The organism is Methylophilus luteus, assembly GCF_042676265.1.
GTDB lineage: Bacteria > Pseudomonadota > Gammaproteobacteria > Burkholderiales > Methylophilaceae > Methylophilus > Methylophilus luteus.
Map to the genome: position 1 here is coordinate 563,005 of NZ_JBHTKB010000002.1, position 13,201 is coordinate 576,205.

Here is a 13,201-nt window from a genome sequence, read left to right on the forward strand (position 1 = left end):
TTGCATTAGGATAAAGATGTAGCGCTTGCTGGAGGGTTTAGTAGGTATTTCTTTGGAAGGTGTAGTGCTCTGTTTCAGCGTTTTATTTCGCCTGTAGGCGAGTGTCTTTTCTTTGCGTGCCCAAAGAAAAGGCACCAAAAGAAAGGGCACCCTAGCATCCGCTTGTTTCCTGCGTTGCTCGTCAACGTGGGCGTCCAACGAAACTCGCCCTAGCGGCTTGCACACTGCGCAAGCCACCGCGGAACTCGAACAGACGCTGGCCGACCCCTCCCACGCTGCCTGCGCTACTCGGCGCGTCAGATAGGGGACCCTGAAAGGCACTACGCGGCTAGTGTGGTAGGTCGTTCTCACATCGTATCCCGCTCGACTAGCGCAATAAAACCAAACAAAGCAAAAGCAAAACAGCAAGAGGGTTGGCGGGTTGGTTTTAGATTACATAGGCGCTAAGCGCCCTCAGCCCAATGCAGTTAACAGAAGTCACATCGTGGTGGTGTTGACTTTGGGCCCCTATCTGACGCGCCGAGTAGCGGAGTCAAAATAAGGAGGAAGGGAGCGACTGTCTGAGTTCCGCGGTGGCCTGCGTAGTGTGCAGGCCGCTAGGGCGAGTTTCGCGAGCGCTTATTTTGATGAGCAACGCAGGAAACAAGCGGAAGCTAGGGTGCATTTCTTTTGGTTACGTTTTCTTTGGGCAAGCAAAGAAAAGTAACTCGCCGAGGGGCGAAATAAAACGCCGAAACAGAACACAAACGGAACACTGAACCATCCAAAGAAATACCTATTAAAACCACAAAGAAAATTGCAATCAGTGTGCTCTAAAGCAAGCAGACTTGGCTGTGCAGCCGTCGCCCGTAACTCCGCTAGGCTAAGCTTTAACTATCCTGCTCATATCTCTCATAAGCATTAATAATCTTCTGCACCAGCGGATGACGCACCACATCCTGTGACATAAACTGGGTAAAGGCGATGCCTTTGACTTCTTTCAGAATCTTCTGCGCTTCAACCAGACCGCTTTTCTGGTGGCGTTGCAAGTCTATCTGCGTCACATCACCCGTGATCACCGCTTTAGTACCAAAGCCTATGCGCGTCAAAAACATCTTCATCTGTTCTGGCGTGGTGTTCTGCGCTTCATCAAGGATGATAAAACTCTGGTTCAATGTGCGGCCGCGCATATAGGCCAGCGGTGCCACTTCGATCGCGCCGCGTTCAAACATCTTGTTCACCGTGTCGTAACCGGCCAGATCATACAGCGCGTCATACAGCGGTCGCAGGTACGGGTCTACCTTCTGGTTCAGGTCACCGGGCAGGAAACCCAGGCGCTCACCGGCTTCTACCGCCGGGCGTACCAGTACTATGCGTTTGACGCGGTCACGCGTCATCGCATCTACGGCGCTGGCGACAGCCAGGTAGGTTTTACCGGTGCCGGCAGGGCCTATGCCAAAGGTGATGTCGTGATCCTGTATCTGTTGCAGATAGCTGACCTGGCGCGGGGTGCGGCCATGCAGGTCGCCACGGCGTGTCATCAGCGTCGGCATGGCGCTGGTGGCTACTTCTTCTGGCTTGAGCTTATCGATTTCGACCAGGCCTAGTTGTATGTCTTCCAGCTCTATCGGTTTTTTCGCGCGCGCATAAAAATTCTCCAGCATTTGTGCGCCTAGCCGCATATTGGTCTCGGTGCCGGTCAGATGAAAAGTGCTGCCACGGCGGTTGATGTCAATATCCAGGCCATTCGCCAGCTGGCGAATATTTTCATCCAGCGGGCCGCACAAATTGGCCAGCATCAGATTGTCTTCAGGTTTTAGGGTGATTTCCATGCTTAATTCACTATTTCGCCTACCAGGCGGTGCGGGTTGTAGACATCGGTAATTTTTACTTGGACCATCTGGTGGATAAAGCGTGCATCGGCGGCGATATCCACCACGCGGCCATTGTCAGTCTTGCCTGCCAGTAGCGTGGGGTCTTTCCAGGACGGGCCGTCAATCAGTACGCGCTGCACACTGCCCAGCATGGCGCGGCTGATGGCGTCACCGTTGCTTTCGTTTTCAGCTTGCAATTGTTTCAACCAGTTGGCTTTAATCTCTGGCGCGGTTTCATCCGGCAAGTAACTGGCCGGCGTGCCCGGGCGCGGGCTGTACAAAAAGCTGAAGCTGTAATCAAAACCGACATCACGCATCAGCTTGAGCGTGGACTGGAATTCTTTTTCGGTTTCGCCGGGGAAACCGACAATGATATCGCTGGTGATGGTCAGTGCCGGATTGGCCGCTTTCAGTTTGCGGATCAGGCCTTTGTATTGCAGCACGGTGTAGTTGCGCTTCATCGCCATCAGGATGCGGTCACTGCCGGCCTGCACCGGTAAATGCAATTGATTGGCCAGTTTAGGCACATTGGCGTGGCAGGCGATCAGCCGCTCGTTCATTTCGTTAGGGTGGCTGGTGGTGTAGCGTATGCGCTCTATCTGCGGGATCTCGGCCACCGTTTCGATCAGCATGGCCAGGTCCGCTTCTATGCCTTCGTACTGCACGCGGTAAGCATTGACGTTTTGCCCTAGCAGGGTGATTTCTTTCACCCCTTGCTCGGCCAGTTGTATGGCTTCGGTCAGCACGTCTTCAAACGGGCGCGAAAATTCTTCGCCGCGGGTGTAAGGCACTACGCAAAAAGTGCAGTATTTGCTGCAGCCTTCCATAATGCTTAAAAAGGCGGTGGCACCTTCTATCCTTGGTGGCGGCAGGTGGTCGAATTTTTCAATCTCGGGGAAAGTGATATTGACCTGGGGTTTGTTCTGTGCGCGTTTGGCCTGGATCAGCTCCGGCAGGCGGTGCAGGGTTTGCGGGCCAAATACAACGTCTACATACGGTGCGCGCTTGATAATGGCGTCGCCTTCCTGGCTGGCCACGCAACCGCCGACACCGATGACCAGGTTGGGGTTTTTCTCCTTGAGCGGGATCATGCGGCCCAGGTGGCTGAACACTTTTTCTTCAGCCTTTTCGCGCACCGAACAGGTGTTGAGCAGGATGACATCAGCTTCTTCCATATTGTCGGTCTGGGTCATGCCGTCGTGTTCGCGCATGAGATCCACCATGCGTGAAGCATCGTACTCGTTCATCTGGCAACCAAACGATTTAATGAATATCTTTTTACCGCTGTCCTGCTTCATCTAGCAATTTTTCAAATCAAAACAGCATTTTAGCGTATTTGACTGTGGCTGACATGATAATCGGCAGCGCAATTCACGGGTTGCGGTAAAATGGTGTTCTCTCAAAAAACCTGACCTGCATGCAAGCCTTACCGATTTTCTTCAATATTGCGCAACGTCGCTGCCTGGTGATAGGCGGCGGTGACGTGGCGACCCGCAAAGTCATCATGCTGCGCAAGGCGCACGGCAGTGTGGTGGTGATCGCGCCTGAACTAAGCAGCGAGTTGCAGGAGATGCTGGCGCAAAACGAGATCGAGTATGTCAAGACCCGTTTTGCCGCCGAGCAGCTGACCGGCGCTTGCCTGGTGATCGCGGCGACTAATGATGAGGCGGTGAACGAGGCAGTGTCAGTGGCGGCCAAACGCCTGAATATTCCGGTCAATGTGGTGGATGCGCCTGCGCTGTGCACTTTCACCATGGGCTCTATCATAGACCGCAGCCCGGTAGTGATTGCGGTTTCCAGCGAGGGCAATGCGCCGGTGCTGGCGCGGCATATACGCAGCAAGATTGAAACCATGCTGCCGGCCGCTTATGGCCGCATAGCGACCATAGCCGGCGAGTTCAGGGAGCAGGTCAAAGCCAGGTTCTCCACCACGCAAAGCCGGCGCCGGTTTTGGGAGCAGGTATTGAATGGCCCGCTGGTCGAGCGGGTATTGTCCGGCCAGGAGCAGGCGGCGCGCGAACTGCTGGCTGAGTTGATCAACCAAAGTGACGATGCACCGGCACGCGGGGAGGTCTATCTGGTCGGTGGCGGGCCTGGCGATCCGGATCTGCTGACTTTCCGTGCGTTGCGTTTGATGCAGCAATGCGACGTCTGCGTATATGACAAACTGGTGAGCAAAGAGGTGATGGAGCTGGTACGCCGTGATGCCGAGCTGATCTATGTCGGTAAATCGCGAGATCAGCATACCTTGCCGCAAGAAGAGATCAATGCCTTGCTGGCCAGGCTGGCGCTGGAAGGCAAGCGCGTGTTGCGACTCAAGGGCGGCGACCCGTTTATTTTTGGCCGTGGCGGTGAAGAGATTGAAACGCTGATGCAGCATGGTATCCCGTTCCAGGTCGTGCCTGGCATCACCGCTGCCAATGGCGTGTCCAGTTATGCCGGTATCCCGTTGACGCACAGAGATCATGCGCAGGCCTGCCTGTTTATTACCGGCCACCTCAAGGATGGCACGGTGGATCTGGACTGGCAGGCGATGGCGCGTCCGCGGCAAACAGTGGTGATTTATATGGGGCTGGTCGGGCTGGAGCAGATCTGCGCGCAACTGGTCGCGCATGGCGTCTCGCCGGACATGCCTGCCGCGGTGATACAGCAAGGCACCACGCACAAGCAGCGTGTGGTGGAATCTACCCTGGCGAGATTGGCTGAGGATGTGGCGGCCGCCGGTTTGAAACCGCCCAGCCTGACCATCATAGGTGAAGTGGTGCAGCTGCGCTCACGGCTGAACTGGTTCACCCCGGCTGAGGGTGCTGCCGGCTGACGCTAGCGTAGTCTGGGCAGGCGCACTACTGTCGGTGGCTTAAGTATTTGGCAGGATAGGCAGCGACAGCCTGGCTTCCAGCCCGCCTTCGGGGCGGTTGAGCAAGTAGAGCTGGCCGCCATGCAGTTTGGAGATACGGTTGCAAATGGCCAGCCCCAGCCCACTGCCACCTTCATATTTATTGCGTGCGCTATCCATGCGTTCAAACGGGCGTAACAAGCGCTCGGCATGCTCGGGTGGAATGCCGGGGCCATTATCCAGCACGCTGACCACGATCTTGTCGGCCATCACCTGGCTGCGCACCTCTACTTTGCCTTTGCCGTAGTTGTAGGCGTTGCCTACCAGGTTGTCCAGCAGGCGCTGCATGGCCAATGGCCGGATAGGGATGAAGTATTTGGGCCCCAGCGATATCTTGAGCTCGCGGCCAGCGCGCAGTTGCCGTTCAGACAAAGCGCGTAACAGATCATTGATATCCATCATGCGGGTAGGTTCGCCTTCCACGCCACGCACAAAATCCAGGAACTGGTGAATGATATTATCCATATCGGAAATATCTTCTATCATGCCGTGCTTCATGTAATCGGCTTCCTGCGGCAGCATTTCCACCGCCAGCCGCAATCTGGCCAGTGGCGTGCGTATATCATGCGATACGCCGGCCAGCAGCAGGGTGCGCTCGGCATCCAGCCTGGCCAGTGATTCGGCCATCTCGTTAAAGGTATGCGTCACTTCACGCAGTTCTTCTACGCTGTCCTCAGGCAGTTTGGGGGCCGGTTCGCCATTGCGCAAACGTTCAGCAGCGTGCACCAGCATGGTCAAGGGCCGGTTGATGCGCGCAGTCAGCAGGTAGCCACCCACCAGCGACAACAGGCCGACCACCGCCGCCCAGCCCAGCCAGTGCCAGGGGAAAGGCCGGTCGACTTGGATCTTGGGGATGACCACCCAGAAATCATCCTGGCCGACATTAAAACTGATCCACAGGCCGGGAATATCGTAGTGGTTAACCGTGATGATGGTTTCTTCACCCAGCTTGTCGCGTATCTTCTGCGCCATCAGGCTGATAAACGGGTCAGCAGGCAATGTTTCTATGTCTTCCAGAAAATCTGCCGCATAGACGCGCACGCCTTCGCGGCCTGACAGTTCGGAGAGCAGCGCCAGGCGGCGGTTCTCGTGTGAGGCGATCAGCGAAGCGCGCGTATAGTTGACGATGGTGACAGCTTGTAACGCGGCCGCAGTGGCACGCGGTTCGCGATCAAAATAATCAAAGATCTTGAGCGACGCATAAATGCTGACCGCCAATAGAATGGCGATCAGCAACATGATGCGGGAGAGTAATCTGCGGGGTAGTAGGCGCACGAGAGCTAGGCGTGGTCACGCACAGCGTTACTGTGGCGATTCGCCATCAGGAATGAACACATAGCCAAAGCCCCACATGGTTTGCAGGTAGCGTGGGTGCGCCGGGTCTGGTTCAATGATGCGGCGCAGACGCGAGACCTGCACATCGATACTGCGGTCAAACACATCCAGCTCACGCCCGCGGGCCAGTTGCATCAGCCGGTCGCGTGACAGCGGCTGGCGCGGGTGCTCGGTAAACACTTTCAACAGGGTGAACTCACCGCTGGTGATGGTGATCTGGGTGCCGTTCTTGCTCAGGCTGCGGGTGTTGATATCAAACACGAATTCGCCAAACTGGAAGGCGGAAGCTTTATCGTCGGCGACCAGCTTGGGCGTGATCTCATGGCGGCGTAACACGGCGTTGATCCTGGCCAGTAACTCGCGCGGATTGAATGGTTTAGGCAGGTAGTCGTCCGCCCCCATCTCCAGGCCGACGATACGGTCTACTTCATCGCCACGCGCGGTCAGCATGATGATGGGCGTGACATGGTTGGCACCGCGCAAGCGGCGACAGATGGCCAGGCCATCTTCACCCGGCAGCATCAGGTCAAGAATCAGCAGATCAAAACTCTCGGCCGCCATGGCCTTGTCCAGTTCCTTGCCGTCAGACACAGATTTGATATTGAAGCCTTGTTCCGTCAGGTAGCGCTGTAAAAGTTCGCGCATGCGCAAGTCGTCATCGACCATCAGGATTTTTTTAAACTGTTCTGCCATACGAACCTTCACACTAAAACTGGCGTCTTGGTTAACGCGTTAAGCCGAAATACCGGGGTCATGAGACCTGATGATAAAACGGCTGGGGGGACTAAACTTATCAGCTGACATTATACTCCAAGCTGCATAGAGCATGAAATGGGTGCAGTTACAAATTGGTTACAATTAGCGTTTGTATGAAATATTACATTTACAATCCTTAGGCATCATGAGTGCCCGTTTGCACTAAACGCTGCTTTGAAACACGCTATTTTGTGTTAAAACTGTTGATGTGCTTGCAAGAGTTGCGTTATGGTATGCAGCCTGACTTTTTGCAGTCAGCTGGCATTTTTCCGAGTGGTCTTAGATTGTACCCAGCTTGCGCCCAGCCTAGCTAGGTGCTGACATTAAGACACGATGTTATGTATAGGTGTGGATGTTTAGAGCGATAAAACATTTAAATGAGGTTTTTTTGCTAACAACGACCATGTTGCTAGCATTGCCTGCATGTGCCGACCTTAAGTTGCCTATCCGCCTGAGTGATAACCGCGTGGTGGACAACGACGATGCCGGACTAGCCAAGACCCTGGAACACAACTTCAGCCCGGAAGACCGTGCGCGCTTGCGCAGGGCGCTTACCGAGTATGCCCGCAATACCGACCCAGACCATCAGTTGATGCAGCAAAAGCGTAAAGCCATGCATGACAGCATTTCGCAGCGCTTTAACGAATGTAACCGCGATAACGACGAAACCCTGGACCGCGAAGAGGCCACTTTATGCCTGCCACAGGTGGCACGACATTTCTCTTATGTCGATCTCGACGGCGACGGTGTCATTACCCTGGAAGAGCTGGAAAACGCCTATGCCAAAATGACCGAGCGTCAGCGTGAAGCTGAATCGCGGACTGAGGCCCAGCAGGCAGCGGCGAGCGAAGCCGACATGGATGCCAAACTCAAGAACAAGCCCAAATCCAACCCTTCAGTGATCCCCGCCAGCAGTTCGGTGAACTCTTCCGGTAAAGAGAGTGCCGGCCTGCGCAAACGCCCCAGCTAGTTTTAGCACTACCTGCCAGCTGGCCTGGCGATCTGCCCCTTATGTGTTTGCTACTTACCAGATAGCCTGTGCGCATGGTATAAACTGAGCATGCCCCTTAGTCATTTATCTTTTAGCTGGCAGCGTGGACTGCAGGATATTCCAGCTGACGCCTGGCAAGCCCTGGCCGGGCCACACCCCATGCTGGACTACAGGTTTTTGCACGCGTTTGAGACCTCGGCATCGGTAGACCAGCAGACCGGCTGGGTGCCATATCACCTGACGGTATCAGATGGCGAGCAACTGGTCGCTGCCGCCCCTTGCTACATTAAGACCCATTCCTACGGCGAATATGTGTTTGACTGGTCGTGGGCCGATGCTTACGAACAGGCGGGCGGCAAATACTATCCAAAACTGATCTCTGCCATTCCTTTTTCCCCAGTCACCGGGCCGCGCTTGCTGGTACACCCTGATTATGCTGAACCTGAGCAGCTTGCCGCTGCCATGTTGCAGCAGATGCGTGCGCTGTGCGAGGAAAATGCATTATCCGGCAGCCATGTACTGTTCCCCGACCCAGCATCAGCAGCGCAGTGTGCAGCGCAAGGCCTGTTGCGCCGTGAAGGGGTGCAGTTTCGCTGGGAGAACCACGGCTATGCCGATTGGGAAGCCTTTATGGCGGTGCTCAGCCGTGACAAGCGTAAAAAAATACGCCAGGAGAGAAACAAGGTTGCCCAGCAAGGCGTGACTTGCCGGGTGCGTAATGGGCACCAGCTGACTGCAGATGAACTGGCCCTGTTTTATCAATGCTATAGCAATACCTATCACCGGCACGGCAGCCAGCCATATTTAACCATGGCATTCTTTGCACAGATAGTGCGCGACATGCCTGACAATATCCTGCTATTTATTGCCACCCAGGCGGGAAAAGATATCGCCACCAGTCTGTGTATACTGGGGCCGGACGTACTGTATGGCCGCTATTGGGGCAGCCTGCGCGATGTTTCCTGCCTGCATTTCGAGTTGTGCTATTACCAGCCGCAGGCATTCTGCATCAGTCACGGTATCCGTTATTTTGAGGGCGGCGCGCAAGGCGTGCATAAACTGGCGCGCGGGTTTGTACCTTATACCACCTGTTCTTACCACTGGTTGACGCATAAGGATTTCCAGCAAAGTGTAGAGCGCTTTTTAGCCAGGGAAGAAACCGCCATGCAGCATTATGTCAATGAACTGGAAGAGCGCAGCCCTTACAAGGTGGTTGCCGAAGCAGATGATGGTGCTGCCGGTGGCGACCAGCTAAACGATCAGGCTACATGATCACCTATACACGATAACTAGACATGATCACCAGGGCACGGTTTTGCCATCATAGGCGATAAACTCACCGGAGCGCGCCACGCTCAGCTCATCTATCACTTTGCGCAGCCCGGTCACGCTGGTTTCGGTGTTGATCAATCCGTTAGGGCCGCCCATATCGGTGCGCACCCAGCCGGGGTGTAACAAAGCCACTGCGATATTGAACGGTTGCAGATCCAGCGCCAGACTTTTGACTACCATATTGAGCGCGGTCTTGGTGCTGCGGTAAATATACTCACCACCGCTGCTATTGTCTGTAATGCTGCCCATTTTGCTGGTCATGGCGATCACCTTGCCTTTCTCGGCGCGTTGCAACTGGGTTAAAAATGATTCTGCCAGATAGTAGGTGGTGAGAGTGTTAACCTGAAAAGCATGCAGCCATGCCTGCGGGTCAGTGGTGCCTAAGCCGCTGGGCGGGTAGATACCGGCATTGCTGATCAGGATATCTATAGTCAGCTCGGATAACTGCGTAGCCAGGGCGCGGATAGCCGAAATATCAGCGACATCCAGTGGCAGCACATGCACCTGGCTATGCCTGGCCGCCAGCGCTTGCAGGTCATAGGCGCTGCCGACATCACGCACAGTGGCATATACCGTGTGGCCTGCCTGCGCATATTGGCTTACGTATTCCAGCCCTATGCCACGGTTGGCGCCGGTGATCAGAATCGTTTGCGTAGTCGTCATTGCTTGCATCTCCTTGAATCAATGTCGTCAGATAGTCGTGCTAATCTGCGCTATGATTGAATTTTACGCGGTTTAGTTTGCCTGAGCTGTATATTTATAACCATAAACGGAGTGGCTGGTCTTGATGCGTTTGAACCGAAAAAAGGGGGTGTTCATTGTTGCACTCTGTCTGTTTTGTCTGTTAATGCTGAGTGAAGTTCTGGCCGGGGCAACCGATATTAGCCGGCAATTACGCAGCAGGCCCTCTCTGCTCAAGCCAGAGGATGTCGCGGTCATTTACAATATCAATGATGCACTCAGTGAAGAAGTCGCCCGTTATTATTTGCAGGCGCGTCAGGTGCCGGCCGAAAACCTGATAGGCGTGGAGTTGCCGCGGCATAGCAAGGACGTGCTCAGCGTGGCGGAGTTCGAGTCACTGAAAAACCAGATCGAAGCCAAGCTCGGCGATCAGCAAGTGTTGTTAGTGGTGTGGAAAACGCCGTTTGCCGTGCAGTGCAACAGCCTGACCAGCGCGCTGACCCTGGGGCTGGACCTGGAACAGTGTAAAAAAACCTGTGACCCCGGCCGTGACAGCCCTTACTTTAACAGTGGCTCACTGCGGCCCTGGGCAGATCATCATATCCGCCTCTCCATGCTGCTGCCTATCACCAGTGTAGATGCGGCCAAAGCATTGATAGACCGCGGCACCATGAGTGAATTCAGCCTCAATGAAGGCAATGGCTATTTCCTCAAAACCAAGGACGCCGCCCGCTCCAGACCGCGCGAGCCGTTTTTTCCGCCGGATGGCACCACGGTCAACTCCAAACGCCTGACCTTGCATACGCTGAACCAGGAAGCGCTGGAGAAAGCCCAGTCGGTGATGTTCTACTTTACCGGCCAGGCGCAGGTCGATTACATGCTGACCAACAGTTATCTGCCGGGTGCGATAGCCGATCATTTGACCTCTTTTGGCGGTACGCTGACCCGCAGCGGTCAAATGCCTGCCACGCGCTGGCTGGATGCCGGGGTCACCGGCAGTTATGGCACCGTGACAGAACCTTGCAATTACTGGCAGAAATTCCCTAATCCGCAAATAGTGATGGGGCACTACCTGGCCGGGGAAACCTTGATTGAGTCTTACTGGAAAAGCGTCAAATGGCCTGCGCAAGGGCTGTTTGTCGGTGAGCCGCTGGCCAAGCCTTATGCCAAGAGCGCACCGTTGATGATGGACCAATAGGCCGGTCTCTACTGCAAGCTTGTGTCAGGCGTCACAATCCTGCCGCGGTTGTGTCGTATAATCCCAGCCATCTGTATTTTGGGTGTCGCCTGTGCAAGATATTCGTTGGAAAGCGTTCTGGCTGCTGATCTCCTGGGCATTCTGTTGTCTGATCCTGGGCTGGGTGACCAGTGCAGAAACTGCCTGGCTGGCCTATGTGGTAGGTGTGATCGCCTATCTGGCCGGGCATCTTTACTGGATGCAACGGTTGTACCTGTGGTCACTCAAACCCGGCCTTAACTTTATGCCTAATGGCAAAGGCATCTGGGAAGACATTTTTGCCAACCTCTACCAGGAGATGCGCAGGCATTCACGCAGCCAGAGCCAGCTCAGCAGCACACTGGAAAGGTTACGCCACGCGACCAGTGCATTGCCGGATGGCGTGGTGGTGCTCAATCATCGCAACGAGATCGAATGGTTTAATGAACCGGCAGTACAACGCTTAGGCCTCAAGCGCCAGCATGATGAAAACCAGCCTATCTATTATTTACTGCGTCAGGCCGAGTTCGTGCAGTATCTACAGAGTGAAGATTACAGCGAGCCGTTAAAACTCAAGTCCTGGCGCAGCCCGGATGTGACGCTGGAATTACAGATCATTCCTTTTGCCAGTAAGCAGCGCTTGCTGATCTGCCGCGATATCTCTGCCATAGAAAAAACAGAGATCATGCGCAGGGATTTTATTGCCAATGTCTCGCATGAGTTGCGCACACCGTTGACGGTGGTGGGTGGTTTTCTGGAAACCATCAGCGATATGCAAGGCGAAGTCTCGCCTGATATTCAACCTTACTTCGATATGATGCAGTCGCAGACCACCCGCATGCGCCGCATCATTGAAGACTTGCTGACCTTATCCAGTTTGGAAAATAATGTCGTGCTCAAGGATGAAACCGATATTGCGATGGAACCTCTGCTCAACCAACTGCTTAAAGATGCCAGAGCATTAAGCCTGGGCGACCACACCGTGACATTGCATATGGATGCCAAGGTGAATATCCGCGGCAGCTATAATGAATTGCTGAGCGCCATGAGCAACCTGACCAGTAATGCTGTGCGTTATACGCCGGCAAACGGCAACATAGATATCTTCTGGCAAATGCAGGATGAACAGGTGATATTCAGTGTGCAGGATACCGGTATAGGCATTGAGCCGCAGCACTTGCCCAGACTGACCGAACGTTTTTATCGTGTGGATAGCGGACGTAGCCGTGACACCGGTGGCACCGGCCTTGGCCTGTCTATAGTCAAGCATATCCTGCATCATCATCAGGCTATCCTCAAAGTTGAAAGCGAGCCGGGTAAAGGCAGCCGTTTCAGCATAGTCTTTCCAGCGCAAAGGGTACTTGTGGCATGAAATGGCGGGGCTGCAGCTGGATAAGCATATTGTTGCTTGCGGCTTGTAGCACCAACCCCAGTGGCGGCTATGTAGATTCGCCCAATGGCAGGCCATTGCCGATCCGGCAAGACCGCAATACCCTGCATCAGTTAGTTAAAAGTGATAGTGACCGGCTGGCGGATATTGAATATGCCGAGAATGAGGCCAGCTTGCGCCTGCTGATGCTCAAGTTATACAAACGCAACCCGGCCGAAGCACACAAATCCGGGCTACGGGTCGCGGGCCAGATCGCCACGCCGGACCAGATCGCTACCCTGGTATTTGACCAGGTGGCTACCCATCAATGGAAATTCGAGGCCCTGGCCGGCGCGCAGGATACGGCAGCGATCAAGCTGGCGTTAAACCCGCAGTTCAGCGGTGACCGCGTGCTGGCGCTGATCGTCGGCCTGCAATCCATGTTATACCGGGCACACGGTAATAAATCCGCATTCTTTTTGCTGGATAGCATAGAGCCGCAAAACTTGTACAATGCAGCGCGCAATGTAGAGATCGCGGTCTGGAAGCTGGGCAACGCTAAAAATGCACGCGGTGAGCTATTATTGCTGACCAACAGCATGCAGGCCGATGGCCAGAACCTGAGTTTTGAGCGTGAATTCACAAAACTGATCGCGCGCACCGATATGCTGGCGCTGATGCTGGCGGAGAAGTCGCAGCGTTTTATCTCGCGCCTGACGCAAAGTATCACCACCACCCCTTTTCTTCCCTTTAGGTAGTTTATTTTTTTGCC

Annotated in this window: 11 protein-coding genes; 6 read left to right on the top strand and 5 right to left on the bottom strand. The window is 54.6% G+C overall.

The annotated features are described in order from the left end of the window. Window positions 1-869: 869 nt before the first annotated feature. Window positions 870-1,811 (bottom strand): PhoH family protein, encoded by a 942-nt coding sequence (locus tag ACFQ1Z_RS12105; protein WP_379057920.1) that lies wholly within the window; start codon window positions 1,809-1,811, stop codon window positions 870-872. Between the two features lie 2 nt (window positions 1,812-1,813). Then, a complete protein-coding gene (gene miaB / locus ACFQ1Z_RS12110; RefSeq protein ID WP_379057921.1) occupies window positions 1,814-3,151 on the bottom strand; it encodes a tRNA (N6-isopentenyl adenosine(37)-C2)-methylthiotransferase MiaB in 1,338 nt (445 codons plus the stop codon). A 119-nt stretch (window positions 3,152-3,270) separates the two neighbouring features. On the opposite strand from miaB, the gene cysG reads away from it, so the two are divergent. Next, window positions 3,271-4,671 (top strand): siroheme synthase CysG, encoded by a 1,401-nt coding sequence (gene cysG / locus ACFQ1Z_RS12115; RefSeq protein ID WP_379057922.1) that lies wholly within the window; start codon window positions 3,271-3,273, stop codon window positions 4,669-4,671. Window positions 4,672-4,710: 39 nt separating this feature from the next. Here the strand turns inward: cysG and ACFQ1Z_RS12120 are convergent, their stop codons facing one another. Further along, a complete protein-coding gene (locus tag ACFQ1Z_RS12120) occupies window positions 4,711-6,024 on the bottom strand; it encodes an ATP-binding protein (protein WP_379057923.1) in 1,314 nt (437 codons plus the stop codon). A gap of 27 nt (window positions 6,025-6,051) precedes the next feature. Beyond that, on the bottom strand, window positions 6,052-6,777 hold the full coding sequence (ompR, locus tag ACFQ1Z_RS12125) for an osmolarity response regulator transcription factor OmpR (protein WP_379057924.1): 726 nt from the start codon (window positions 6,775-6,777) through the stop codon (window positions 6,052-6,054). A gap of 466 nt (window positions 6,778-7,243) precedes the next feature. Here ompR and ACFQ1Z_RS12130 point away from each other — a divergent pair, with 466 nt between their 5' ends. After that, a complete protein-coding gene (locus tag ACFQ1Z_RS12130; RefSeq protein ID WP_379057925.1) occupies window positions 7,244-7,810 on the top strand; it encodes an EF-hand domain-containing protein in 567 nt (188 codons plus the stop codon). A 90-nt stretch (window positions 7,811-7,900) separates the two neighbouring features. Next, window positions 7,901-9,103 (top strand): GNAT family N-acetyltransferase, encoded by a 1,203-nt coding sequence (locus ACFQ1Z_RS12135; protein ID WP_379057926.1) that lies wholly within the window; start codon window positions 7,901-7,903, stop codon window positions 9,101-9,103. 27 nt (window positions 9,104-9,130) lie between these two features. Here ACFQ1Z_RS12135 and ACFQ1Z_RS12140 read toward each other — a convergent pair whose 3' ends face one another. After that, window positions 9,131-9,826 (bottom strand): SDR family oxidoreductase, encoded by a 696-nt coding sequence (locus ACFQ1Z_RS12140; RefSeq protein WP_379057927.1) that lies wholly within the window; start codon window positions 9,824-9,826, stop codon window positions 9,131-9,133. Window positions 9,827-10,010: 184 nt separating this feature from the next. Here ACFQ1Z_RS12140 and ACFQ1Z_RS12145 point away from each other — a divergent pair, with 184 nt between their 5' ends. From ACFQ1Z_RS12145 to ACFQ1Z_RS12155, 3 genes are all read left to right on the top strand, one after another. Continuing rightward, a complete protein-coding gene (locus ACFQ1Z_RS12145; protein WP_379057928.1) occupies window positions 10,011-11,042 on the top strand; it encodes a TIGR03790 family protein in 1,032 nt (343 codons plus the stop codon). A 91-nt stretch (window positions 11,043-11,133) separates the two neighbouring features. Next, window positions 11,134-12,432: a phosphate regulon sensor histidine kinase PhoR gene (gene phoR, locus ACFQ1Z_RS12150; RefSeq protein WP_379057929.1), complete on the top strand. Its 1,299-nt coding sequence runs from the start codon at window positions 11,134-11,136 to the stop codon at window positions 12,430-12,432. After that, window positions 12,429-13,187, top strand: coding sequence for a hypothetical protein (locus tag ACFQ1Z_RS12155; protein WP_379057930.1), 759 nt, complete (start codon window positions 12,429-12,431; stop codon window positions 13,185-13,187). The genes phoR and ACFQ1Z_RS12155 overlap by 4 nt, the downstream gene beginning before the upstream one ends. Window positions 13,188-13,201: the final 14 nt, after the last annotated feature.

Excerpts from the sequence above, each read along its gene's own strand:
- ompR (WP_379057924.1), bottom strand. The coding sequence starts at position 6,777 with ATGGCAGAACAGTTTAAAAAAATCCTGATGGTCGATGACGACTTGCGC.
- ACFQ1Z_RS12140 (WP_379057927.1), bottom strand. The coding sequence starts at position 9,826 with ATGACGACTACGCAAACGATTCTGATCACCGGCGCCAACCGTGGCATA.
- ACFQ1Z_RS12135 (WP_379057926.1), top strand. The coding sequence starts at position 7,901 with ATGCCCCTTAGTCATTTATCTTTTAGCTGGCAGCGTGGACTGCAGGAT.
- cysG (WP_379057922.1), top strand. The coding sequence starts at position 3,271 with ATGCAAGCCTTACCGATTTTCTTCAATATTGCGCAACGTCGCTGCCTG.
- ACFQ1Z_RS12105 (WP_379057920.1), bottom strand. The coding sequence starts at position 1,811 with ATGGAAATCACCCTAAAACCTGAAGACAATCTGATGCTGGCCAATTTG.
- miaB (WP_379057921.1), bottom strand. The coding sequence starts at position 3,151 with ATGAAGCAGGACAGCGGTAAAAAGATATTCATTAAATCGTTTGGTTGC.
- ACFQ1Z_RS12130 (WP_379057925.1), top strand. The coding sequence starts at position 7,244 with ATGTTGCTAGCATTGCCTGCATGTGCCGACCTTAAGTTGCCTATCCGC.
- ACFQ1Z_RS12155 (WP_379057930.1), top strand. The coding sequence starts at position 12,429 with ATGAAATGGCGGGGCTGCAGCTGGATAAGCATATTGTTGCTTGCGGCT.
- ACFQ1Z_RS12145 (WP_379057928.1), top strand. The coding sequence starts at position 10,011 with ATGCTGAGTGAAGTTCTGGCCGGGGCAACCGATATTAGCCGGCAATTA.